This is a genomic window from Pseudoduganella sp. HUAS MS19 (assembly GCF_053615455.1).
Window position 1 is genome coordinate 1,198,928 of sequence record NZ_CM132133.1, and the last position, 23,020, is coordinate 1,221,947.

20 protein-coding genes and 1 rRNA gene are annotated in these 23,020 nt (G+C 62.0%); 12 read left to right on the forward strand and 9 right to left on the reverse strand.

From position 1 onward, the window contains the following. Nucleotides 1-26 precede the first annotated feature (26 nt). From ACWBU6_RS05550 to ACWBU6_RS05585, 8 genes are all read left to right on the forward strand, one after another. Nucleotides 27-1,232, forward strand: a complete 1,206-nt coding sequence (locus ACWBU6_RS05550; RefSeq protein WP_452647843.1) for an FAD-dependent monooxygenase — start codon at nt 27-29, stop codon at nt 1,230-1,232. 12 nt (nt 1,233-1,244) lie between these two features. Beyond that, entirely contained in the window at nt 1,245-1,967 is a 723-nt protein-coding gene (locus tag ACWBU6_RS05555) for a DsbC family protein (protein ID WP_452647844.1), read from the forward strand. 22 nt (nt 1,968-1,989) lie between these two features. Further along, the gene (locus ACWBU6_RS05560; RefSeq protein ID WP_452647845.1) at nt 1,990-2,448 is read left to right on the forward strand and encodes a (2Fe-2S)-binding protein; all 459 of its coding nucleotides are present in this window, start codon (nt 1,990-1,992) and stop codon (nt 2,446-2,448) included. 11 nt (nt 2,449-2,459) lie between these two features. Beyond that, nucleotides 2,460-4,661, forward strand: a complete 2,202-nt coding sequence (locus ACWBU6_RS05565) for a molybdopterin cofactor-binding domain-containing protein (RefSeq protein ID WP_452647846.1) — start codon at nt 2,460-2,462, stop codon at nt 4,659-4,661. Nucleotides 4,662-4,675: 14 nt separating this feature from the next. After that, on the forward strand, nt 4,676-5,323 hold the full coding sequence (locus ACWBU6_RS05570; protein WP_452647847.1) for a nucleotidyltransferase family protein: 648 nt from the start codon (nt 4,676-4,678) through the stop codon (nt 5,321-5,323). Further along, complete coding sequence (locus ACWBU6_RS05575; RefSeq protein ID WP_452647848.1) at nt 5,320-7,107, forward strand: M61 family metallopeptidase; 1,788 nt, start codon at nt 5,320-5,322, stop codon at nt 7,105-7,107. The genes ACWBU6_RS05570 and ACWBU6_RS05575 overlap by 4 nt, the downstream gene beginning before the upstream one ends. A gap of 188 nt (nt 7,108-7,295) precedes the next feature. Further along, nucleotides 7,296-8,453: a hypothetical protein gene (locus ACWBU6_RS05580; protein WP_452647849.1), complete on the forward strand. Its 1,158-nt coding sequence runs from the start codon at nt 7,296-7,298 to the stop codon at nt 8,451-8,453. 62 nt (nt 8,454-8,515) lie between these two features. Then, nucleotides 8,516-10,078 (forward strand): hypothetical protein, encoded by a 1,563-nt coding sequence (locus ACWBU6_RS05585; RefSeq protein ID WP_452647850.1) that lies wholly within the window; start codon nt 8,516-8,518, stop codon nt 10,076-10,078. Here ACWBU6_RS05585 and trpC read toward each other — a convergent pair. The 7 genes from trpC to rpe all read right to left on the reverse strand — a co-directional run bounded on the left by trpC (nt 10,071) and on the right by rpe (nt 16,224). Then, nucleotides 10,071-10,871, reverse strand: coding sequence for an indole-3-glycerol phosphate synthase TrpC (trpC, locus tag ACWBU6_RS05590; protein WP_452647851.1), 801 nt, complete (start codon nt 10,869-10,871; stop codon nt 10,071-10,073). The genes ACWBU6_RS05585 and trpC overlap by 8 nt on opposite strands. A gap of 21 nt (nt 10,872-10,892) precedes the next feature. Further along, entirely contained in the window at nt 10,893-11,570 is a 678-nt protein-coding gene (locus ACWBU6_RS05595) for a LysE family translocator (protein WP_452647852.1), read from the reverse strand. A gap of 3 nt (nt 11,571-11,573) precedes the next feature. Further along, complete coding sequence (gene trpD / locus ACWBU6_RS05600; RefSeq protein WP_452647853.1) at nt 11,574-12,611, reverse strand: anthranilate phosphoribosyltransferase; 1,038 nt, start codon at nt 12,609-12,611, stop codon at nt 11,574-11,576. A gap of 14 nt (nt 12,612-12,625) precedes the next feature. Continuing rightward, nucleotides 12,626-13,192 carry an anthranilate synthase component II gene (locus tag ACWBU6_RS05605; protein WP_452647854.1) on the reverse strand — a complete coding sequence of 189 codons (567 nt, stop codon included), beginning with the start codon at nt 13,190-13,192 and terminating at the stop codon, nt 12,626-12,628. Between the two features lies 1 nt (nt 13,193). Beyond that, nucleotides 13,194-14,690 (reverse strand): anthranilate synthase component I, encoded by a 1,497-nt coding sequence (gene trpE / locus ACWBU6_RS05610; protein ID WP_452647855.1) that lies wholly within the window; start codon nt 14,688-14,690, stop codon nt 13,194-13,196. A gap of 179 nt (nt 14,691-14,869) precedes the next feature. Then, nucleotides 14,870-15,556, reverse strand: coding sequence for a phosphoglycolate phosphatase (locus ACWBU6_RS05615; protein ID WP_452647856.1), 687 nt, complete (start codon nt 15,554-15,556; stop codon nt 14,870-14,872). Nucleotides 15,557-15,558: 2 nt separating this feature from the next. Then, nucleotides 15,559-16,224: a ribulose-phosphate 3-epimerase gene (gene rpe / locus ACWBU6_RS05620; protein ID WP_452647857.1), complete on the reverse strand. Its 666-nt coding sequence runs from the start codon at nt 16,222-16,224 to the stop codon at nt 15,559-15,561. Between the two features lie 101 nt (nt 16,225-16,325). Here rpe and apaG point away from each other — a divergent pair, with 101 nt between their 5' ends. Together apaG and mltA are read left to right on the forward strand one after the other, a co-directional pair. Beyond that, a complete protein-coding gene (apaG, locus tag ACWBU6_RS05625) occupies nt 16,326-16,700 on the forward strand; it encodes a Co2+/Mg2+ efflux protein ApaG (RefSeq protein ID WP_342115459.1) in 375 nt (124 codons plus the stop codon). A 117-nt stretch (nt 16,701-16,817) separates the two neighbouring features. Further along, the gene (mltA, locus tag ACWBU6_RS05630) at nt 16,818-18,047 is read left to right on the forward strand and encodes a murein transglycosylase A (RefSeq protein WP_452647858.1); all 1,230 of its coding nucleotides are present in this window, start codon (nt 16,818-16,820) and stop codon (nt 18,045-18,047) included. Here mltA and ACWBU6_RS05635 read toward each other — a convergent pair. Together ACWBU6_RS05635 and ACWBU6_RS05640 are read right to left on the reverse strand one after the other, a co-directional pair. Further along, the gene (locus tag ACWBU6_RS05635; protein WP_452647859.1) at nt 18,044-19,678 is read right to left on the reverse strand and encodes a hypothetical protein; all 1,635 of its coding nucleotides are present in this window, start codon (nt 19,676-19,678) and stop codon (nt 18,044-18,046) included. The two genes, mltA and ACWBU6_RS05635, sit on opposite strands and share 4 nt — an antisense overlap. Before the next feature lie 60 nt (nt 19,679-19,738). Continuing rightward, nucleotides 19,739-20,176 carry a universal stress protein gene (locus ACWBU6_RS05640; protein WP_452647860.1) on the reverse strand — a complete coding sequence of 146 codons (438 nt, stop codon included), beginning with the start codon at nt 20,174-20,176 and terminating at the stop codon, nt 19,739-19,741. A gap of 115 nt (nt 20,177-20,291) precedes the next feature. Here ACWBU6_RS05640 and ACWBU6_RS05645 point away from each other — a divergent pair, with 115 nt between their 5' ends. Both ACWBU6_RS05645 and ACWBU6_RS05650 read left to right on the forward strand, forming a co-directional pair. Then, on the forward strand, nt 20,292-21,068 hold the full coding sequence (locus tag ACWBU6_RS05645) for an enoyl-CoA hydratase (RefSeq protein WP_452647861.1): 777 nt from the start codon (nt 20,292-20,294) through the stop codon (nt 21,066-21,068). Nucleotides 21,069-21,392: 324 nt separating this feature from the next. Beyond that, a 16S ribosomal RNA gene (locus ACWBU6_RS05650) occupies nt 21,393-22,923 on the forward strand. Nucleotides 22,924-23,020 lie beyond the last annotated feature (97 nt).

Below are 23,020 nucleotides of genomic sequence, written 5' to 3' on the forward strand. Positions count from 1 at the left end.
CATTGGGGGAAAGCTATAATGCGCGGATGAACAAGCCCACGCATCACCATATGCAGACTGCGGTCTGCATCGTTGGCAATGGCGCCATTGCCAAGACGGCAGCCCTCGCGTTTGCCCAGTCCGGATTGAGTGTGACCTTGCTGGGCCCGCCGCCGGCAGCCGCGCGCCCGGACGAGGCCAGCTGGGACGTCCGCGTGTTCGCCCTCAACCACACTGCCCACCGCTTGCTCGATTCCCTGAAGGTCTGGGGGGCCATGGACCAATCGCGCATTGCCCCGGTCGATGCCATGCTGGTCAACGGCGATGGCGCCAGGGCCGGTGCGCTGAACTTCGATGCTTACGGCGCCCACACAGGCAGCTTGTGCTGGATCGTGGAAGACCGCAACCTGAACCAGGCCCTGGATGCCGCGCTGCGCTTTGCCCAGAACGTGCATTTCGTGCACGGCAAGGCAGTCGCCCTGAAGCATGACGAACAAGGCGCCGTGATCACCATGGACGACGGTTCCCATCTCGGCGCAGCGCTGGTGGTGGGCGCCGATGGCGCCCAGTCCTGGGTACGCGGCCAGTGCGATATCGGGCTCGATTACCGCCCTTATAACCAGAGCGGAGTGGTGTCCAATTTTGCCTGCGAGTTGCCGCACCATGGTGTCGCGCACCAGTGGTTCACCGGCGAGCAGGGCATCGTGGCCCTGCTGCCGCTGCCGGGCGACCAGGTTTCGCTGGTGTGGTCGGCGCCGGACATGCTGGCCGATGCCCTGTGCCGCGAAGGCGCCGCTGCGCTGGCCGGGCGGCTGGCCGCCTTCGCCCAGGAAAAGCTGGGCAAGCTGAGCCCGCTGCAGCCGGAAGTGGTCAAGGCTTTCCCGCTGCGGCTGATGCGTCCCCATTCGATGGTGGCGCCGCGCGTGGCCCTGGTGGGTGATGCCGCCCATGTGGTGCACCCACTGGCCGGCCATGGCATGAACCTTGGCTTTGGCGATGTGCAGGAACTGGTGAAAGCCGTGGCGGAGCGGGAAGAGCACCGCTCCATCGGCGATGACCGCGTGCTGGCGCGCTATGCCCGCGCACGCAAGGAAGAAGTGAGCCTGATGCTGGCTGCTACGGATGGACTGGAGCGCCTGTTCGGCACCGATCTCGAACCGGTGCGCGCAGTGCGTAATTTCGGGCTAAACTTGCTGGACAAATTGCCGGGCGTAAAGCGCCGGCTGATTTCACATGCCCTCGGAAAGCTGTAAAGCGGAGACCCTATGAAGATGAGTAAGCTGGTATTGGCAATGGCTTCGGTCATGCTGATGTCCTGTGCGGATGCGCAGACTGCAAAAGAAGAAGCGCAACTGCGCAAAGCCCTGGCGGAACGCCTGAACGGCGTCAAGATCGACTCCGTCAGGAAGTCCCCGATCCCCGGGATGTATGAAGTCGCCATCGGCAACGAGGTGCGCTACGCCGACCCGACCGGCCGCTACCTGGTGGAAGGCCATATCCTGGACCTGCAGACCAGGACCGACCTGACCCAGGCCCGCATCGATGACCTGAACAAGATCAAGTTCGACGACCTGCCGCTTGAACTGGCGCTGAAGACCGTCAAGGGCAACGGCAAGCGCGTAATGGCCATTTTCGAAGATCCGAATTGCGGCTACTGCAAGCGCTTCCGCCAGACCACGCTGGCCGGCATTGACAACGTTACCGTGTACACCTTCATGTACAACATCCTGTCGCAGGATTCGTTCAGCAAGTCGCAGAATATCTGGTGCTCGGCCGACCGCAACAAGGCCTGGGACGACTGGATGTTGAACGGCAAGGCCGCACCGGCCGCGCCGAACGGTTGCACTTCGCCGAACGAAAAGGTACTGGCCCTGGGCCAGAAGATGAGCATCAATGGCACGCCGGCGATCTTCTTCGCCGACGGCAGCCGCATTGCAGGAGCCGTCGACCAGCGTACGCTGGAAGCAAAGTTCGCCACCATCAAATAGTCGTCATAACTAGGGAGCTGGCATGGTCACATTGAACATCAACGGGCGCGACGTGCAAGTCGACGCCGACCCTTCTACGCCCATACTGTGGGCCTTGCGCGACAACCTCAATATGACCGGCACCAAGTTTGGCTGCGGCATGGCGATGTGCGGTGCGTGCACGGTACACATGGAAGGGCAGGCAATCCGTTCCTGCGTGACGCCGATTTCGGCGGCGGTGGGCCAGAAGATCACCACCATCGAAGCCATGTCCTCGGACAAGGTGGGCAAGGCGGTGCAGGATGCCTGGGTCAAGCATGATGTTCCGCAATGTGGCTACTGCCAGAGTGGCCAGGTGATGAGCGCCACGGCCCTGCTGCGCACCAACAAGGCGCCGACCGACGCCGATATTGATAACGCCATGTCGGGCAATATCTGCCGCTGTGGTACCTATCAACGGATCCGCGCCGCCATCAAGGACGCCGCGAAATCCATCGCTTAGGGGAGGCCGCCATGCGCAAAGAATGGTTCATGGCAGCTCAAGCGGACGGCGTGGCAAGCGAAGGGGTGTCGCGCCGTACTTTCCTGAAGGCCGGCAGCGGCCTGATTCTCGGCTTCTATGTGGCCAGCGGCGGACGCTTTGCCCGCGCGCTGGCTGCCGACGCGCCGGCCAGGCCGCCGGTGGCGCCCAACGCCTTCCTGCATATCGCACCCGACAACACTGTGACCATCCAGGTCAACCGCCTCGAATTCGGCCAGGGCGTGCACACCGCCCTGCCGATGCTGATTGCAGAGGAGCTCGATGCGGACTGGTCGCAGGTGCGCTCCTCGCTGGCGCCCGCCGGCGAAGCATACAAAGACCCCAACTTCGGCATCCAGATGACGGGCGGCTCGACCGCCGTCAAGCACTCCTGGCAGCAGCACCGCGAAATCGGCGCCCGTGCGCGCGCCATGCTTGTCGCCGCCGCGGCGGAGCAGTGGAAGGTGCCAGTCTCGCAGGTGCGTGCTTCCAAGGGCATGCTGAGCGGCCCGTCCGGCCAGAGCGCGACTTACGGCGCCATGGCCGATGCGGCGATGAAGCAGCCGGTGCCGAAGGAAGTCAAACTGAAAGACCAGAAGGACTTCACCATAATCGGCAAGCCGACGCCGCGCCTTGACGCGCGTGCCAAGTCGACCGGCGCCCAGCAGTTCGGCATGGACTTCAAGCCGGAAGGCACCAAGGTGGCGCTGGTGGCGCGCCCGCCTGTTTTCGGTGGCAAGGTGAAGAAGTTCGATGCCTCAAGGGCCAAGGCGATTCCGGGCGTGATCGATGTCATCAAGGTCGATACCGACCGTGGCGGCAGCGGCCTGGCCGTGGTGGCGAACGGCTACTGGCCCGCCAAACAGGGCCGCGAGGCGCTGGCGGTCGAGTGGGATACCGACGGCCTGGAAAAGATCAGCAGCAAGAAGCAGATCGCCGAGTATAAGACATTGGCGAAAAAGGCCGGCAGGCCGGTGAAGAAGGCCGAAATCGCGGCCATCGCCAAGGCGCCGAAGAAGATCAGCGCCACCTATGAATTTCCTTACCTGGCGCATGCGCCGATGGAGCCGCTGAACTGCGTGGTGGATTTGAAGGGCGATTCCTGCACCATCTGGGCGGGCAGCCAGTTCCAGACCCTGGATGCCGCCGCTGCCGCCAAGGCGGCCGGCCTGACGCCGGACAAGGTCACCCTGCACACCATGATGGCAGGCGGCGGTTTCGGCCGCCGCGCGGTGCCGACTTCCGACTACATTGTGGAAGCGGTGAACGTGGCCAGGGCATGGGGCAAGGGCCCGCTCAAGCTGGTCTGGAGCCGCGAAGACGATATCAGGGGCGGCTACTACCGTCCGTCCCATGTGCACCAGGCCGATATCGGCTTCGATGCCAAGGGCAATATCGTTGGCTGGAACCACGTGATCGTTGGCCAGTCCATCATCACCGGTACGCCGTTCGAGCCAATGATGGTGAAGGAAGGCGTGGACGCGACCATGGTCGAGGGCATGGGCGATCCGTATTCGGTGCCGATGAACCTGAGCGTGCATAACGTGAAGGCCAATGTGCCGGTGCTGTGGTGGCGCTCGGTGGGCTCGACCCACACCGCCTTCGTAATGGAGACCCTGATCGATGAAGCGGCGCATGTCGCCAAAATGGATCCGGTGGAATACCGCCGCAAGCTGATCGATCCAAAGCATGCACGCCAGTTGGCGGCGCTGAACCTGGCGGTGGAAAAGTCGGGCTATGGCAAGACCAGGCTGCCCAAAGGCCAGGCTTGGGGCGTGGCGCTGCACGAATCGTTTGAAACTTCGGTAGCGTACGTGGTGGTGGCATCCATGAAGAATGGCCAGCCCAAGCTGCATAGGGTGACTGCCGGCGTGCACTGCAACCTGGCGGTGAACCCGATGACCATCGAAGCGCAGGTGCAGGGCGCTGCGTTGATGGGTCTGGGCACGACCTTGCCCGGCGCTGCGATCACGCTCAAGGACGGCGTGGTCGAGCAGTCGAACTTCAGCGACTACACGGTGGCGCGCATGACGGACATGCCTGTGGTGGAGGTGTTTACCGTGGCCTCGACCGACAATCCGACCGGCATGGGCGAGCCTGGCTTGCCGCCGCTGGCGCCGGCCCTTGCCAACGCAGTGTTCAGACTGACCGGCAAGCGTATGCGCAAGCTGCCGTTCGACCTGGCCAAGGCGTAAGGCGGGCTTCGCACGTGGCCGCCTCTGCCGCTGTCCTCGCATCCGCCGCCGCCATGGGCGCAGGCGCTGCTGATGGCGTCGTCGTGGGCGTCTTGCTGGCTGCGGGGCGCGGCAGCCGCTTCGACCCGACCGGCGAGCGCTATAAGCTGCTGCAGGCGCTGCCGCATGGCGAGCCGGTCGCCGTGGCCAGTGCCCGCGCCTTGCTGGCCGCCGTGCCGCGCGTCGTTGCGGTGGTTCGCGCGGAAGACGCGGCCACGGCGAGCCTGTTGCGCGGCCTGGGCTGCGACGTTGTCGTCTGCGCAAATGCAGGGGAGGGCATGGCCGCCTCGCTGGTGTGCGGCGTACAGCATGCGCAGGATGCGGGCGGCTGGCTTATATCGCTGGCCGATATGCCCTATGTACGTCCGGCCACCATGGCCGCGTTGGCGCGTGCGGTGCGGCCGGGCGACGGTGGCGCGCCCGGCGCGGCGATCGCGGCGCCGGTGCACGAGGGCCAGCGCGGCAACCCGGTCGCCTTTGGCCGCGTTCACCTGCATGCCCTGCTGGCGCTGGTCGGCGACCAGGGCGCCCGCAGCATTTTGAAGAACAACCCGGTTAACGAACTGACGGTGGACGATCCCGGCATCCTGCTGGACATCGACACGCCGTCTGACATCCAATGAAAAACAGGAAAATCAGCTACACCATCGCCGCCCAGGACCCGGCAACCCATATGTTCCAGGTCACGATGACCATTGAAGCGCCGGCCCCGGAAGGCCAGGTCCTGGTGCTGCCGGCCTGGATCCCGGGCAGCTACATGATCCGCGAATTCTCGCGCAACATCGTGCAGATCCGCGCCGAGTCGGGCGGCCAGGCGGTCGAACTGGCCAAGCTCGACAAGCACTCCTGGCAAGCCGCTCCGTGCAAAGGCAAGCTTACCGTGCACTACGAAGTCTATGCCTGGGACCTGTCGGTGCGCGCTGCCCACCTCGACCAGACCCACGGCTTCTTCAACGGTACCAGCGTCTTCCTGCGCGCCGTCGGCCTGGAAGACGAGCCGCACGTGGTCGATATCCAGCGCCCGGCGCTTGAGGCAGCGGCCAGGTGGCGCGTCGCCACGTCCCTGAAGGAACTGAAGGCCAGGCGCTACGGCTTCGGCACCTATATCGCGCAGGATTACGATGAGCTGATCGACAGCCCGGTCGAAATGGGCACGTTCGAAATGGCCAGCTTCAAGGCGCTTGGCGTGCAGCACGACGTGGTGTTCACCGGCCGCGTGCCCAACCTCGATATCGCCCGCGTTTGCGCCGACCTGAAACAGATCTGTGAGGCGCAAATCGCCTTCTTCGAGCCGCGCACGAAAAAAGCCCCGATGGAGCGCTACGTGTTCATGACGATGGTGGTGGGCGACGGCTACGGCGGCCTGGAACACCGCGCCTCCACGGCCCTGTTCTGCTCCCGCGCCGACTTGCCGACCACCGCGCACAAAGGCAAGGAAGCGAGCGAAGGCTATATGAAGTTCCTCGGGCTGTGCAGCCATGAGTACTTCCATACCTGGAACGTCAAACGCATCAAGCCGGCGGTGTTCGCGCCGTATGACTACCAGGTGGAGAACTACACCCCGCTGCTGTGGCTGTTCGAAGGCTTCACCAGCTATTACGACGACCTGATGCTGGTGCGCGCCGGCCTGCTGTCGGAAGAGGGCTACTTCAAGATGCTGGGCAAGACCGTCGGCGCCGTATTGCGCGGCAGCGGCCGCACCAAGCAGAGTGTGGCCGACTCCAGCTTCGACGCCTGGGGCAAGTACTACCGCCAGGACGAGAACTCGCCGAACGCCATCGTCAGCTATTACGCCAAGGGCTCGCTGATCGGCCTGGGCCTGGACTTGAGCATTCGCGCCAAGACCGGCGGCAAGCGCTCGCTGGACGACATCATGCGCGCGCTGTGGCAAAAATTCGGCCGCGATTTCTACAACGGCAAGCCGCGCGGCGTGACGCCGGAGGAAGTGGAAGCGCTGTTCGACAGCGTGGCCGGCTTCACGCTGAAACCCTTCTTCGACAAATACATCCGCGGCACCGACGATGTGCCACTGGCCAAGCTGCTGCCGCAGTTCGGCGTGAGCTACAAGGACGAACGCAAATCATCCAAGCCTGGCCTGGACGTCAACCTTGGCCGCGACGGCGCCGATTGCAAGCTGGGCGCCGTGCATGATGGCGGGGCCGCGCAAAAGGCCGGCTTGTCGGCCAACGACCTGCTGGTGGCAATCGACGGCCTGCGCGTCAGCGGCAACCCGTCCAATGTGGAAGCCCTGCTGTCGCGCTACAAGGTTGGCGACACGGTGCAGGTGCATGCCTTCCGGCGCGACGAGCTGATGGCCTTCGACGTGGTCCTGCAAGGCGACCGCGTGCCGGGGATCAGCATCGCAGTGGAACAGCAGAAGACCAGCTTGCGCCGCCCGACTGCTTGAGAAGCGCCCCCGCTATTGTGTGAATGGCAATGACGGGGCCGGCTCCCGCCCGCCGACGTTGCAGCCCTACACCTTTCGCGAGCGGGATGGCGCCGCGTTGGTGGCTGTCGTTTTCATGCTGCAAAGACTATTAATTTGCCCGCCGGTAATTTACCATCAGCCATTACGAGTTTGGCTACGTTTAATTTATGACTTATCTACTGCACATCGTCGCGCGCGAAGTTCCCGCCAACGATGCGGAAGTGCTCCCATTCCTGGAACAGATTGCCGGCGCCACCATCAGCATTGCGCCATCCCAGCAGTTGAAGAGTTTTCGCGATGCCATCCTGCAGCTGTTCCCCTGCCTGAGCAGTTATGCCGCCGGGGATCGTGGCATTGATCACTGCCCGTGGGCGGATGGCCCCCTGGCCGAGAACTTCAAGGGCGGTTACGGCAGTGTAGCAATCGCGCGCCGCCACGACGAAGTGATTCCTCACGTACTGCGCATCGCCAGCGACCTTGGGGTGACGGTGGTGGATGAGCAAAATGGCGCTGTGCATCGCCCGCAGGCATACCAGGTGGTGCTGGAGGGGCCGCTGGAAGGCGTGCAAGTCGATGTCGCCGCGACGCAGCTGGCGGAACTGATGAACCAGCCGCTGCCGCAGATGGTGCTGTTGCTGCATTCGCGCCGCCGCACCCTGGTCAAGAAGGGCCTGACGCGCGCACAGGCTGAAGTCTATGTCACGGCCTTGCGCGACCGCGCCAGCTGCCGTGCCTCGGTCTCGCCCGAACCGCGCAAAGCGACCGGCAAGAACCAGCCGAAGGCGCCGGGCGCGCCGGCGCCGGCGCCGGTTCGCATGGCGCAGGCGCAGGCCGCAACCGGCTTCGACCAGCCGGAAATTGTTGGCATCGTGGCTGACGAGCGGATGTTCAAGGCTGCCGAGGCGCAGCGCATGGCTTTCGCTGCGAGCGCGGTCAGCTTTGCACTGCTTTTGCTGCTGGTGGTGCTTCGGATCAAGTCGCCGTTCATGGTGTCGATCGCGCTTGCTGCGAACCTGCTGGGCGCTGTAGCTGTCATCCGCTTTGGCCAGGCCATGGGGTCCGGCCGGCTGCACACCTTGATGTTTGCGCTGCTGGCCGTGATTCCGTGGCTGGGCAACCTGCTTGTGGCCTGGACCTATTTCCGCGCAGCCGGCGTCTTGCGGGCGAACGGCCTTACCACGGGCAACGCCTTGCTGGACGCCGACGAAGTGCGGGAACTGGGTGGCCGGGCGGGGATGCTGCCGTCGACCATAATCGTGCTGGCGCTGCTGGTTCTCGGGGCAATCGGCGGTTACTTGCTGCCCCCAATGGGGCTGCTCAGGTAATTTTTGTTGTAATCATGCAATCTAAGTTTAATTATTTGCATGGTTTCAATTAGAATGATGGGATGACCTACCAGCTTCAACTGGCCGCAGTGGCCGCTCCCGAGTCCGATCTCGACGTTTTTCCCTTCATGAACAAGCTGCGGCAGGAGGCCGGCGACAAGCCGCCTTCTGCCCTGCTGCAGCGCTTCCACCAGGCGCTTGCCACGCTGTTCCCCGATTCTCCCTGGTCTGAAAGCCATTACTGCGGCGATGCCGGCCGCCTGACATTGGCCCGGCGCAGCAAGGAAGTCGTACCGCATGTGCTGTTTCTGGCCAGCGAACTTGGGCTGACCGTGGTGGATAACCAGTCCGGCGAAGTACATCGCCCGCCGCGCTACCAGGTTGTGCTGGAAGGCCCGGCGCCCGGTGTGGAGCTGGGTGATGCCGCCAGCCGCCTGGCGGCCCTGATGCGCAAGCCGGTGACCGAAATGCTGGCGCTGTTGTCTGGCGGCCGCCGGACGGTGGTCAAGAAAGGCGTGCTGCGCGCGCAGGCCCGGCAGTATGTCGCGGCACTGAAAGAGCACGCTGGCTGCCACGCTACGCTGGCGCTGGAAGCGGGACAGGCCGAGCGCCCCGCGCCGCCGCCGCCCACGCCGGCCGCTGCACCTGCCCCCTTGTCGCTGCAAAAGCCGGCCGCCGCGAAAGCCGCGCCCGCCGCCGCCGGTTTGGCGCTGGAACCAGTTGCTGCCGCGCCGGCTGCCGGCAGTGCCGCCGCCAGTCCGGCCATGGCGCCATTTTCCCGCCGTGAGCCGGACGCCGCGACGGTGGACCCCGGCGCCGACCCGCGGCTCTTCATGCTGGCCGACAGCCTGCGCCTGGCGGTGTATGCGACCGTGCTTTACCTGGTCACAGCCTACGTGTTCCGCCAGATGGCGGGTTGGCCGAAGGGCATCCTCGCATTGGGCGTTACCGCATTGGCCATGGCAGCCGTCTACCGCGTAGCGAAGGGGGCGGGTTCCAACATCGTGATGCGTATCCTGGCGATGGCCTGCATCATCATCCCGCTGATCAATGTCGTGGTGCTGTTCCTCATGATCCGCCGCGGCAAGGTGGCGCTGCGCGAGAATGCAGTAGGTGCCGGCTGGTTCGGCCCGTCGGAGGACGATATTGTCCGGCTGCGCGGCGGCAAAACCGGCCTGCTTCCGTCGACCATCATCGGCTGGGTTGCGGCGCTCAGCGTGTTTGGGCTTTTCAGCGCTGGCAAGCGGATGGGGGATCAAACCATCGACGCTGTGCTCGGCGGCCACCCGCAGCCTTGCGCCATTGTCGGCGTCTGGTCATCCAGCAAACTCGGCCCGGATGGCAAGGTGCTGATGCAAGATGACGGCACTTACTTTGTCGTGCCACTGGAAGGCAAGGAGGACAAGGTGAAGCAGGAGCAGGGCGAATGGGCGGTGCGCAACAGCAACTTCGTCTGGCAGGTGCCGCTGCCAGACCGGCCATGGATCATGGCTGAACACATCGAGACCTTCAAGCTTAGTCTCGACGGCCGAAGCATCACCATGTTTGACCGGCGGGCGGCGGGTCTGTTTACCGAATGGCGCCGGGTCGGCAACCTGAAGTCGGACCGTTGCCGGATCAACTAAACAGCTTGCGCAGCTCGGCCCCCGGGTCGGGGGCGCGCATGAAGGCTTCGCCGACGAGGAAGGCGTTTACGTCGCGTTCGCGCATGCGCTGCACGTCGGCCGGGCCCATGATGCCGGACTCGGTGATCACCATGCGCTCCGGCGGAATGCGCGACAGCAGGTCCAGCGTGGTGTCCAGTGTGACGTCGAAGGTGCGCAGGTTGCGGTTGTTGATGCCGATCAGGCGGCTCTTCAGCTTCAGCGCGGCGCCCAGCTCGTCGCCATCATGCGATTCGATCAGCACGTCCATGCCCAGTTCGTGGGCGCAGGCTTCCATTTCCGCCATCAGGCCGTGGTCCAGGGCGGACACGATCAGCAGGATGCAGTCGGCGCCCATCGCGCGGGCTTCGTAGATCTGGTAGATGTCGATCATGAAGTCCTTGCGCAGCACGGGTATGTCGCATGCGGCGCGCGCCTGCTGCAGGTATTCGTTGCAACCCTGGAAGAAGTTCACATCGGTCAGCACCGACAGGCAGGCGGCGCCGGCTTCGGCGTAGCTCTCGGCGATTTCAGCCGGGCGGAAGTCAGCACGCAGCACGCCTTTCGATGGCGAGGCTTTCTTCACTTCGGCGATCACGCCGGCATGGCCGGCCTCGATCTTCTTGCGCAGGCTTGCTTCAAAGCCGCGCAGGCCGGCGCGCAGCTCCTTGTCGCCTTCCACTTCGTCGCGCAGGGATTGCAGGCTGCGGTGCTTCCTGGCAGCGGCGACTTCATCGGCCTTCACGGCCAGGATTTTGTTCAGGATGTCGGACATGATGAATAGTTTTTGCGATGCTTAATGTTGTTCGGCCAGGGCCAGGCGTGCGCCGAGCGCGATGAACAGGCCGCCGGTCACGCGGTTCAGCCAAAGCGCCACCAGCGGTTTGACCTTCAGCTTTGCACTCGCGAAGGCAGTGAAGATGGCAAGGCCGTTACACCACAGCATGCCGTTGAAATTGAAAATGCAGCCAAGGATCAGGAAGGCCAGCGGCTTGTTGACCGCGTCGGCGTCGATGAACTGCGGCACGAAAGCCAGGAAGAACAGCGCGACTTTCGGGTTCAGCACATTGGTCAGGAAGCCTTGGGCGAAAATTTTGCGGTGGTGCAGTTTCGCCTGCGGCGCAAACCGGTAGGGAAGTGTCTGCCCCATTGGGTCAGGCACGGGTTTGCCGGTTTCACTGGCCGTAAGCCGCGCTCGCAGCATGCCGATGCCGCACCAGACGATATATGCCGCGCCGACCCATTTCACCACCGTGAAAGCGGTGGCGGAGGTGGCCAGTACCGCCGACAGGCCAAGGGCAGCCGCGCCGATATGCAGCATGGTCCCGGCGCCAATCCCGAGCGCCGCCGCGCAACCGGCGCGCCAGCCCTGGGTGGCGCTACGCGCCATGATCAGCAACGAGTCCGGTCCCGGCATGATGTTCAGCAGCAGACCGGAGATCACAAACAGCGTCAGGTCATGGATGCCGAACATCGCTTAGCCCTCCCGGCCGAGTTCCTGGGTCACGCGTACGAATTGTTCCAGCTTGGCGACGGCAGCGCCGGACGCCACAGCCGCCCGTGCCCGCGCCAGCCCGTCCTCGATGGACGATGCCACGCCGGCCGCATACAGGGCGGTGCCCGCGTTCAGTGCCACGATGTCAGACGCCGGTCCCGGCTCGCCGCGCAGCGATTCCATCACGCGCGCCTTCGATTCCACCGCATCGGCCACCTTGAGGTTGCGCGAAGCGATCATCGACAGGCCGAAATCTTCCGGGTGGATCTCGTACTCGCGGATCTCGCCGTTGACCAGTTCACCTACCATGGTGCCCGCGCCCAGCGACACTTCATCCATATTGTCGCGGCCATAGACCACCACCGCATGCTGCGCGCCCAGGCGCTGCAGCACGCGCACCTGGATACCGACCAGGTCCTGGTGGAATACGCCCATCAGGATATTCGGCGCGCCGGCCGGATTGGTCAGCGGGCCAAGGATATTGAAGATCGAACGCACGCCCAGCTCACGGCGCACCGGCGCCACGTGCTTCATCGCAGCGTGATGGTTCGGTGCGAACATGAAGCCGATGCCGGTCTGCGCGATCGATTGCGCGATTTGTTCAGGCTTCAGGTTGATATTGGCGCCCAGCGATTCGATCAGGTCCGCGCTGCCCGAAGAAGAGGACACGGAACGTCCGCCATGCTTGGCTACGCGCGCACCAGCGGCGGCGGCGACAAACATCGAGGCCGAAGAAATATTGAAGGTGTGGGCGCCATCGCCGCCGGTGCCGACGATATCCACCAGGTTGGTGGTGTCGGCCATCGGTACCTTGGTCGAGAATTCGCGCATGACTTGTGCCGCCGCGGTGATCTCGCCGATGGTTTCCTTTTTGACGCGCAGGCCCATGGTCAGGGCCGCCATCATCACAGGCGACATTTCGCCGGACATGATCTGGCGGAACAGGTGCAGCATCTCGTCGTGGAAAATCTCGCGGTGTTCGATGCAGCGAACCAGTGCTTCTTGATGCGTGATAGGCATGATGCTTCCTTCTCTTATTTGCGATCGAGGAAATTCTTCAGCAAGGCGTGGCCGTGCTCGGACAGGATGGACTCAGGGTGGAACTGCACACCCTCGATGTCGTATTCCTTGTGCCGCACGCCCATGATTTCGCCGTCGTCGGTCCAGGCTGTGACTTCCAGGCAGGAAGGCAGCGAGGATCGCTCGATTGCCAAAGAGTGGTAGCGGATTACCGTGAACGGGCTGGGTAAGCCCAGGAACACGCCGACACCCGTATGCGCGATAAGAGAAGTTTTGCCATGCATGACTTGCTTGGCTCGGATAACTTTGCCGCCAAAGGCTTCGCCGATGGCCTGGTGTCCCAGGCAGACGCCCAGGATAGGCTTCCTGCCCGCGAAGTGCTTCAGCACTTCCAGTGAGATGCCCGCCTGCGACGGGTCTTTCGGGCCCGGCGAGATGCAGATGCGGTCAGGATTCAATGCTTCGATTTCGGCGATGGTGATTTCATCGTTGCGGTGCACGCGCACGTCTTCGCCCAGTTCACCGAAATACTGCACGATGTTGTAGGTGAAGGAGTCGTAGTTGTCGATCATCAGCAGCATTTCAGAACTCCCCATCCAGGCCATCTTGCACTTGCTCGGCCGCGCGCAGCACGGCGCGCGCCTTGTTTTCAGTTTCCTGCCATTCCATTTCCGGTATCGAGTCGGCGACGATGCCGGCGGCGGCCTGCACGTACAGCATGCCGTTCTTGATCACGCCGGTGCGAATCGCAATAGCGACGTCCATTTCGCCGCCGAACGACAGGTAGCCGCAGGCGCCGCCGTAGATGCCGCGCTTGCTGATTTCCAGTTCGTCGATGATTTCCATGGCGCGCACTTTCGGTGCCCCGGTCAGTGTGCCGGCAGGGAAGGTGGCCCGCAGCACGTCCAGGTTGGACATGCCTTTCTTCAGCTTGCCCTCCACGTTGGAGACGATATGCTGTACGTGCGAGTATTTCTCGATCACCATCTTGTCGGTCAGCTTCACGCTGCCGGTCTCGGAAATGCGGCCCAGGTCATTGCGCGCCAGGTCGATCAGCATCACGTGTTCGGCGATCTCTTTCGGATCGTTCAGCAGTTCTTCGGCCAGTGCCGCATCGCGTTCAGGCGTATTGCCGCGCGGACGGGTGCCGGCGATCGGGCGCAGCGTGACTTTTTTCTCGCCGTCCGGCAGGGTCTCGTTGCGCACCAGGATTTCCGGCGACGCGCCTACGATCTGCATGTCGCCGAAATTGTAGAAGTACATGTACGGCGAAGGATTCAGCGAGCGCAGGGAACGATACAGCATGAGCGGCGAATCCACGTAAGGCTTGCGGATGCGCTGGCCGATCTGGACCTGCATCAGGTCCCCGGCCAGGATGTATTCGTGCGCTTTGGCGACCGCCTTCAGGTAATCCTCTTTGGCGAAGTCGCGGATGGTTTCAGTGCGTACGGAAGGCGTGGTCACGGGCGCATCGACGCCGCGGCGCAACAGGGCGCGCAGGTCTTTCAGGCGCTGGCGCGCTTTGGAGTACGCTTCCGCCTGTGTCGGATCGGTGTAGACGATCAGGTACAACTTGCCGGACAGGTTGTCGATCACGGCCAGTTCTTCGGTCACCATCAGCTGGATTTCAGGCAAGCCAAGGTCGTCCTTCGGCTGCGTCCTGGCCAGGGTCTTTTCAATATGGCGTACGGCGTCGTAGCCGAAGTAGCCGGCCAGGCCGCCGCAGAAACGCGGCATGCCGGGACGCACGGCTACCTTGAAGCGCGCCTGGTATTGCTCGATGAATTCGAGGGGATTGCCTTCGTGGGTCTCGATCACCTCGCCGTTCCTGACGATCTCGGTCAGCTTGCCGGTGCTGCGCAGGATGGTATTGGCCGGCAGGCCGATGAAGGAGTAGCGTCCGAAGCGCTCGCCGCCCACCACCGACTCCAGCAGGAAAGTGTTCTTGCCGTAGTTCTGGGTCTGGGCCAGCTTGAGGTACAGGGTGAGCGGGGTTTCCAGGTCGGCGAAAGCTTCCGCGATCAGGGGGATACGGTTGTAGCCTTCCGCGGCCAGGGATTTGAATTCGAGTTCGGTCATGTGTCTCTCCGTTCCGCCGTGGATGTGGTGGTGGCGGGTAGGTTACAAAAAACCTGCCGGAACACATGTGCGTGAGCCGACAGCAATCAGGACTAGGTCAGGATTGCCAGCGTCGCCACAGCCAGGCCTCAATCGAGCCCCGGTGGGTTACATTGTGTCTTTTGTTGAGAAACATTTGTCTAGTTTGCGCCTGAAATTAGTTCAGCTGCATGAAGAAGCGTGTCAACTATACCATCGGAATCTGTTTCGTGTATACCCACTCCGTGGTTATATCCATATGGCACGGTGAGCACAGGGCAGCCGGCCGCGCGGGCAGCTTCCGCATCGTTTGAAGAATCGCCTATCGCCACTACCTGCGCGGGAGGCAGGGCGAAAAATTCGCAGGCCTTCTGCAGCGGCATGGGGTGGGGTTTCTTCTTCTCGAAAGAGTCGCCGCCGAACAGCACCTCAAAATAGCCGTCCAGGCCTTTCAGTGCGAGCAGCGGTCTGGCGAAAGCGACCGGCTTGTTGGTGACGCAAGCCAGGCGCAAGCCATTGGACTTCATTGCCTGCAGTCCCGCCACCACGTCGGCATACACTTCGCTGTGGCGGCCGTTGATGGCCAGGTAATGGCGCTGGTAGGCTTCCATCGCCTGGGCGAACAGGCGTTCAACGCCTTCTTCATCGTAGTCCAGTGCGAGCACACGCCGCACCAGATTCTCGGAGCCTTTGCCAACCATCAGCTCGATCTGTGCCACCCCGATAGGGGCCAGGCCCAGTTCCTCGCGCATCAGGTTGATGGCCACCTCGAAATCCGGCATCGTGTCGAGCATGGTGCCGTCAAGGTCAATGATGGCGGCCCTTACGCCGCGCAGGACCGCCGCCATTCTTACAGCGAAGCCAGTTGAGCGCGCATGGCGTCGATCACGGCCTTGTAGTCAGGCTGGCCGAAGATCGCGGAACCTGCGACAAAGGTGTCGGCGCCGGCTTCCGCTGCCGCCTTGATGTTGTCGATCTTGATGCCGCCATCGACCTCCAGCATGATGTCGCGGCCGGATTCGTCGATGCGGCGGCGCGCTTCGGCAATCTTTTTCAGCGCCTGCGGGATGAAGGACTGGCCACCGAAGCCCGGGTTCACCGACATGATCAGGATCATGTCGATCTTGTCCATCACGTGATCCAGGTAGCTCAGTGGCGTGGCAGGATTGAATACCAGGCCGGCCTTGCAGCCGTTGTCGCGGATCAGTTGCAGCGAACGGTCGACGTGGTCGGATGCTTCCGGGTGGAAGGTGATGATATTGGCGCCCGCCTTGGCGAAATCGGGGATGATGCGGTCGACCGGCTTGACCATCAGGTGCACGTCGATCGGTACCTGCACGTGCGGGCGGATCGCCTGGCATACCAGCGGGCCGACGGTCAGGTTCGGCACATAGTGGTTGTCCATGACATCGAAGTGGATGATGTCTGCGCCTGCGGCAACAACGTTGCGAACCTCTTCACCCAGGCGGGCGAAGTCGGCGGACAGGATGCTCGGAGCGATACGGAAAGTGGTCATGGCTGGTCGGCTGTAAAAAAGATGCGTTATTTTACGCTGCCGTGCGGACGCTGTCCGATTGCTTGGACTAGAATTGCCCAATTGTTACGAAGGAAACCCTTATGGCCCAGTATGAGTTTGCGGTCGAGGTACGCACCCAGTACCTGCCGGAACAGTCCAATCCGGACCGCACCAATTTCGTGTTTACTTACACGATCACCATCAAGAACACCGGCACGGTGCCGGCCCAGCTGATTTCCCGCCACTGGGTGATCACCGATGCGAACAACCATATCGAAGAAGTGCGCGGCCTGGGCGTCGTCGGCCACCAGCCATTGCTGGCGCCAGGTGAAGTCTTCGAGTACACCAGCGGCACACAACTGCGCACGCCGCAGGGCTCGATGTATGGCGAATATTTCTGCGTCGCCGAGGACGGCCACCAGTTTGAGACTAAAATCCCGGAATTCGTGCTGTCGCTGCCGCGAACCCTGCACTGATTACCGATCGCCGTCCTTCTTCTTTTTCTTGGATGGCAGTGTCCACCAGACGATGAATACCAGAAGGAAGAGCGCCACCAGCGCTTCAAGCATCAGATACCACATAGATAACACCTCATGTTTTTGACACGCCGTAGTTTACCCGTTTGCGCTGCCGCCGTCGCGTTGGCGCTGTCAGGTTGCGTCACCCCGCCACCGCCGCCCGCAAAACCGGCGCAGCCCGCGCCAGTCACGCCAACCGTGCCCGCCACGCCGGTCCAGCCGCCGGCGCAGCCCGCTGTTCCGGCAGCTCCGACGCCGCCTGCCAAGGCCGAATTCATCCCAGCCCGCTTCTCCGACTTGCCGGGTTGGGAGCGCGACGACCTGCGCGCCGCATGGCCAGCCTTCATGCTGTCATGCTCCAAGCTGACAGGGGCGGACTGGAAAGAACCCTGCGCCATTGCCAGGACGGTGGATGCCAACAGCCAGGCTGCGATCCGCCTGTTCTTCGAGTCCTTCTTCGACCCGCACCAGGTGGTCGCGCCGGACGGCAGCACCACCGGCCTGATTACCGGGTATTACGAGCCGCTGCTGCGCGGCGCCCGCAAGAAGGGCGGACCTTACCAGACGCCCTTGTACAAGGTGCCGGACGATATGGTCATCATCGACGTCGGCTCCGTCTACCCCGAGTTGGCCAACAAACGCGTGCGCGGCCGCCTGAAAGGCAAGCGCGTTGTGCCTTATCCGGCGCGCGAAGAAATTGCCCGCAATGGCTTGCCGGGCAATGAGCTGCTGTGGGTTGACGACTCGGTTGAGGCCTTCTTCCTGGAAGTGCAGGGTTCCGGCCGCGTGCAACTGCCAGACGGGGACACTGTCAGGGTCGCCTACGCCGACCAGAATGGCCGTCCTTACCAGTCGATCGGGAAATGGCTGGTGCAGAAAGGCGAACTGACCCTGGAACAGGCCACCGCGCAAGGCATCAAGGCCTGGATCGATGGCCACCCGACGCGCCAGCAGGAACTGTTCAACGTCAATCCGAGCTATGTCTTCTTCAAGGAAGAAAAGCTGCCGGACCCAAAAGTCGGGCCGAAAGGCACATTGAACGTGCCATTGACGCCGCAACGCTCCGTGGCGATCGACCGCAGCCAGCTTCCACTGGGTGCGCCGATCTACCTGGATACCACTCTGCCTGGCGCTGACGGGATGCCTCTGCATAGGCTGATGCTGGCGCAGGATACCGGCGGCGCCATCAAGGGCGCCATCCGCCTCGACCTGTTCTTCGGTTTCGGCTCGGAAGCGGCAGATTTTGCCGGCCGCATGAAGCAGCGCGGCAATATCTGGGTGCTGCTGCCTAAACTGGCCCGTTAGCGCTTGCCTTGCCCGTCGGGCACGCCCAGCGCGCGCATGATCTTGCCGATATCCGCGGCATACATGCGCGTACCGGGCTGGTAAACCTCACGGCATGGCACTGCCAGCACTGAACCATCCTTGAGGCCCAGAACCACTTCCCGCCGCGCCGTGCATGCCTGTGTCATGGCAGGCAGCGCCTGCCTGCCGCCAAACAACGGCAAGCCTTCCACCTGCACCACCTCCACGTCCTTGCGCAGCGTCGCGCAGGAAGGCAGCGTATCGACCAGCACGCTGGCGCCGGCTGGCGTCATGCTGCGCCTGCCCTGGCAGTCTGCGCGTACCAGCTTGGTCAGCGCGCGCAGCATCATTGCATCTGTATGGCGCTGCGTCGGCGCGATTGGTTTCGCCAGTGCGGTGTCTTCCAATGCACTTGCCCACTCCTCGCGCATGGGCCGGCCTCCCTCCAGCACCGCTGGCAGTACCTTCGGTTTGCACGGCTGGCCGCCGCATTCCATCGCCTGCGCAAGATCGGGCTTGCCTCCCTTGCGAAGCTGGCGATAGAAGTCGTCGATGCGTGCAACGGAATCCCCTTTTCCCTGGCGTGCAGCCATGGCGTAAACGAACGCGGGAAGTCCGCATTCATATTCCAGGCGGTTGCCGCCAATCTCCGCCGCCGGGATGGCGCGCCAGCGCCGGTCGTCGGTGATGAGCATGCAGGCGGCAAGCGCATCGTCCAACTCGCCCGCTGCATCCTGCGGCGTCAGCCAGCCTTCATGCAGGGATACCAGCCAGCGCAGGAACTCTCCGATACCTTCGTTTATCAGGCGCGAATCGTCGTAGATGTCCACCGCGTCGCGGATCTGGAACCGGTGGCTCATTTCGTGCGCCACCAGCTTGTTGGCGAGGCGGGACACTTCCGGCGATGGTTCGGCGGGCCAGTTGAAAAGTGCGAGGTGGAGCATATCGCCGGCGCTGCCGCCAATATTCGGACCACCGGATTCTTTTGCCATGGTGGCAGCGATGATCGGTCTTTTGAACTGTGCACCAGGCATGCGGTTTTGCAGCCAGCTGGCGGTGCGTTCGGCGCGTTCCCGCAACTGGGCTACCGTGGCAGGCGGCAGCGCCGGATCGTAGTAATCGAGGCTGGTGCCGCCTTTCGGCAAGCGGGCGGGGAACAGCAAGGCCGGAGCGTCCGCATGGGCGGGCGCAGTGTCTTCATGCCGTGCCAAGCCGGTCAGGATGCTGCCCGGGCCTGCAAATTTGTAACTGGTTGGGCCGCAATCTTCGCCTACCGCATAGTTCGACATATGCGCGTAAATGCCTTGGCCAGTCGGGAAGGAGCCTGGGTAACCCTCGACCTTATTGCTGGTAGCCGGCACGCGGAAGGCGAGCACTTTGCAGCTTTTTGCGCCGCGCACCAGCGCCTCGCCGCTGGCTTTGCCGCAGGCGTCGACGGGGCGCCAGTGCGAACGAATCTCGGCTGGGCCGGCGCCGTTCTTGAGGAAAGCGATCCGGGTGCAAGTGGGTGGCAGGGCGTAGCTGACCTCCAGCGCATCGGGCGCCGCCAGGCGAACGGTGACATGGACTTTCTCGGCGGCGGCGCTCGACATTGCGAGCGCCAATCCGGCCAGCAGGGTAAAACGCTGCATAAGCTTCCTCGGCCAAGTTGTGAATTCGATAAATATTACCAAATTCACAACCAAGGTCCGCTAGCGCAGCACGAGTACCGGCAGATGTGTATGCGCGAGGACTTTCTGCGTTTCGCTACCAAGGAAGAGCTTATTCAATCCCGTGCGGCCATGGGAGGCCATCAGGATGATGTCGCAATGGCGTTCTTCCGCCGTCTTGACGATCACTTCGTATGGACTCATTGCTTCGCCCAGTACCGCCTCGCATTCGACGCCTGCCGCGCTGGCGGCGGCCAGCACCTTATCCAGGCCGGCCTGCACATTGCGCCGCACTTCGCGGTCGAACGCGCCGGCATCAGGCAGCACCGCCGCATCCGCCAGCGGCACGAAGGGCAGGGGCTGTACTACTGACACCGCAGTAATGCGGGCACCGTGGATCCTGGCAAACTCGATCGCAGTCTGGGTAGCCCGTTCGGAAAGTTGCGAGCCGTCGGTGGGCAGCAAAATCGATTTGAACATGGCAGTTCTCCTGACAATTTCTCCAGTCCAGTGTAGGTCCGCCCCTGATTCATTGGCGCGCGCTTGTGCACAACAGCTACAATTGCCCGATAGTTAACCGACTGGAGGAGAACAAATGGAATACCAGGACCTGCTCGTAGAGGTGCACGGCAAAGTGGCGCTGATCCGCCTGAACCGCCCTAAGGCGTTGAATGCCCTGAACGACAATATGATGAATGAACTGGGCGAAGCGTTCGCCAAGTTCGAGAAAGACCCTGCAATCCACGTTATCGTGCTGACCGGCAGCGAAAAAGCGTTTGCGGCCGGCGCCGACATCGCTGCAATGAAGGATTACACCTACCAGGACACCCACCGCGACAACTATATTGGCCGCAACTGGGAGCACATCCTGAAAGTTCGCAAGCCGGTGATCGGTGCCGTGGCCGGTTTCGCGTTGGGCGGCGGCTGTGAACTGGCGATGATGTGCGATTTCCTTGTCGCTGCGGATACAGCCAAGTTCGGCCAGCCGGAGATCAAGGTAGGCGTAACCCCGGGCGCCGGCGGCACCCAGCGCCTGCCGCGCACCATCGGCAAGGCCAAGGCGATGGATATGCTGCTGACCACCCGAATGATTGACGCGGCCGAAGCCGAGCGTATTGGCCTGGTGTCGCGTATCGTCCCGGCTGACAAGCTGATTGAATCCGTCCTGGAGATTGCGCAAGGTATCGCACAGATGCCGGTTTCCGTCGCCATGCAGATCAAGGATTGCGTGAACCGCGCTTTCGAAACGACGCTTTCGGAAGGCGTAAATTACGAGCGCCGCCTGTTCCACGCAGGCTTTGGCACGCCGGCCCAGCGCGAAGGCATGTATGCCTTCCTCGAAAAACGCTTGCCAAACTTCGAGGGTCTTTGATATAGTTCTGTCCCTCGCAACGCAGCGTGCATAACGCAACGAAGCGAGGGAAGAAAAAGAAGGGGTTGACGAGTTGCACGCTGTACCGCATAATCTCGCTTCTCTGCTGCTGACGAACACAACGCTTCGTCGAACAAACAAGCAGCGATCTTTAAAAATCAACAGTCGATAAGTGTGGGCGTTTGACGATATGCCCGGACCTTCGGGTCCGATGCTCAAAATATACGTTATAACGCTCGCACAAAATTAAACGTAAATCTCGAAAGAGATTTCGTCAGTATTTTGAGTGAGTGACCTCGGTAGTAATACCGAAAAACAGAGATTGAACTGAAGAGTTTGATCCTGGCTCAGATTGAACGCTGGCGGCATGCTTTACACATGCAAGTCGAACGGCAGCGCGGGCTTCGGCCTGGCGGCGAGTGGCGAACGGGTGAGTAATATATCGGAACGTACCCAAGAGTGGGGGATAACGTAGCGAAAGTTACGCTAATACCGCATACGATCTAAGGATGAAAGCAGGGGATCGCAAGACCTTGTGCTCCTGGAGCGGCCGATATCTGATTAGCTAGTTGGTGAGGTAAAGGCTCACCAAGGCAACGATCAGTAGCTGGTCTGAGAGGACGACCAGCCACACTGGAACTGAGACACGGTCCAGACTCCTACGGGAGGCAGCAGTGGGGAATTTTGGACAATGGGGGCAACCCTGATCCAGCAATGCCGCGTGAGTGAAGAAGGCCTTCGGGTTGTAAAGCTCTTTTGTCAGGGAAGAAAAGGTCGTGGCTAATATCCACGACTGCTGACGGTACCTGAAGAATAAGCACCGGCTAACTACGTGCCAGCAGCCGCGGTAATACGTAGGGTGCAAGCGTTAATCGGAATTACTGGGCGTAAAGCGTGCGCAGGCGGTTTCGTAAGTCTGTCGTGAAATCCCCGGGCTTAACCTGGGAATGGCGATGGAGACTGCGAGGCTAGAGTTTGGCAGAGGGGGGTAGAATTCCACGTGTAGCAGTGAAATGCGTAGAGATGTGGAGGAACACCGATGGCGAAGGCAGCCCCCTGGGTCAAAACTGACGCTCATGCACGAAAGCGTGGGGAGCAAACAGGATTAGATACCCTGGTAGTCCACGCCCTAAACGATGTCTACTAGTTGTTGGGTCTTAATTGACTTAGTAACGCAGCTAACGCGTGAAGTAGACCGCCTGGGGAGTACGGTCGCAAGATTAAAACTCAAAGGAATTGACGGGGACCCGCACAAGCGGTGGATGATGTGGATTAATTCGATGCAACGCGAAAAACCTTACCTACCCTTGACATGGCAGGAATCCTGGAGAGATCTGGGAGTGCTCGAAAGAGAACCTGCACACAGGTGCTGCATGGCTGTCGTCAGCTCGTGTCGTGAGATGTTGGGTTAAGTCCCGCAACGAGCGCAACCCTTGTCATTAGTTGCTACGCAAGAGCACTCTAATGAGACTGCCGGTGACAAACCGGAGGAAGGTGGGGATGACGTCAAGTCCTCATGGCCCTTATGGGTAGGGCTTCACACGTCATACAATGGTACATACAGAGGGCCGCCAACCCGCGAGGGGGAGCTAATCCCAGAAAGTGTATCGTAGTCCGGATTGTAGTCTGCAACTCGACTACATGAAGTTGGAATCGCTAGTAATCGCGGATCAGCATGTCGCGGTGAATACGTTCCCGGGTCTTGTACACACCGCCCGTCACACCATGGGAGCGGGTTTTACCAGAAGTAGGTAGCTTAACCGTAAGGAGGGCGCTTACCACGGTAGGATTCGTGACTGGGGTGAAGTCGTAACAAGGTAGCCGTATCGGAAGGTGCGGCTGGATCACCTCCTTTCTAGAGTCGGCATCAGACTCAAACGTTCACACTTATCGGCTGTTGGAACAAGATTTCAAACGTAAGCGGCCGCGCTTAGGTTTGAACTTTATGTTCA

What these genes read in the sequence shown, in the direction of transcription:
- ACWBU6_RS05550 (WP_452647843.1), top strand. Translation starts at nt 27, where the DNA reads ATGAACAAGCCCACGCATCACCATATGCAGACTGCGGTCTGCATCGTT.
- ACWBU6_RS05555 (WP_452647844.1), top strand. Translation starts at nt 1,245, where the DNA reads ATGAAGATGAGTAAGCTGGTATTGGCAATGGCTTCGGTCATGCTGATG.
- ACWBU6_RS05560 (WP_452647845.1), top strand. Translation starts at nt 1,990, where the DNA reads ATGGTCACATTGAACATCAACGGGCGCGACGTGCAAGTCGACGCCGAC.
- ACWBU6_RS05565 (WP_452647846.1), top strand. Translation starts at nt 2,460, where the DNA reads ATGCGCAAAGAATGGTTCATGGCAGCTCAAGCGGACGGCGTGGCAAGC.
- ACWBU6_RS05575 (WP_452647848.1), top strand. Translation starts at nt 5,320, where the DNA reads ATGAAAAACAGGAAAATCAGCTACACCATCGCCGCCCAGGACCCGGCA.
- ACWBU6_RS05580 (WP_452647849.1), top strand. Translation starts at nt 7,296, where the DNA reads ATGACTTATCTACTGCACATCGTCGCGCGCGAAGTTCCCGCCAACGAT.
- ACWBU6_RS05585 (WP_452647850.1), top strand. Translation starts at nt 8,516, where the DNA reads ATGACCTACCAGCTTCAACTGGCCGCAGTGGCCGCTCCCGAGTCCGAT.
- trpC (WP_452647851.1), bottom strand. Translation starts at nt 10,871, where the DNA reads ATGTCCGACATCCTGAACAAAATCCTGGCCGTGAAGGCCGATGAAGTC.
- ACWBU6_RS05595 (WP_452647852.1), bottom strand. Translation starts at nt 11,570, where the DNA reads ATGTTCGGCATCCATGACCTGACGCTGTTTGTGATCTCCGGTCTGCTG.
- trpD (WP_452647853.1), bottom strand. Translation starts at nt 12,611, where the DNA reads ATGCCTATCACGCATCAAGAAGCACTGGTTCGCTGCATCGAACACCGC.
- ACWBU6_RS05605 (WP_452647854.1), bottom strand. Translation starts at nt 13,192, where the DNA reads ATGCTGCTGATGATCGACAACTACGACTCCTTCACCTACAACATCGTG.
- trpE (WP_452647855.1), bottom strand. Translation starts at nt 14,690, where the DNA reads ATGACCGAACTCGAATTCAAATCCCTGGCCGCGGAAGGCTACAACCGT.
- ACWBU6_RS05615 (WP_452647856.1), bottom strand. Translation starts at nt 15,556, where the DNA reads ATGGCGGCGGTCCTGCGCGGCGTAAGGGCCGCCATCATTGACCTTGAC.
- rpe (WP_452647857.1), bottom strand. Translation starts at nt 16,224, where the DNA reads ATGACCACTTTCCGTATCGCTCCGAGCATCCTGTCCGCCGACTTCGCC.
- apaG (WP_342115459.1), top strand. Translation starts at nt 16,326, where the DNA reads ATGGCCCAGTATGAGTTTGCGGTCGAGGTACGCACCCAGTACCTGCCG.
- mltA (WP_452647858.1), top strand. Translation starts at nt 16,818, where the DNA reads ATGTTTTTGACACGCCGTAGTTTACCCGTTTGCGCTGCCGCCGTCGCG.
- ACWBU6_RS05635 (WP_452647859.1), bottom strand. Translation starts at nt 19,678, where the DNA reads ATGCAGCGTTTTACCCTGCTGGCCGGATTGGCGCTCGCAATGTCGAGC.
- ACWBU6_RS05640 (WP_452647860.1), bottom strand. Translation starts at nt 20,176, where the DNA reads ATGTTCAAATCGATTTTGCTGCCCACCGACGGCTCGCAACTTTCCGAA.
- ACWBU6_RS05645 (WP_452647861.1), top strand. Translation starts at nt 20,292, where the DNA reads ATGGAATACCAGGACCTGCTCGTAGAGGTGCACGGCAAAGTGGCGCTG.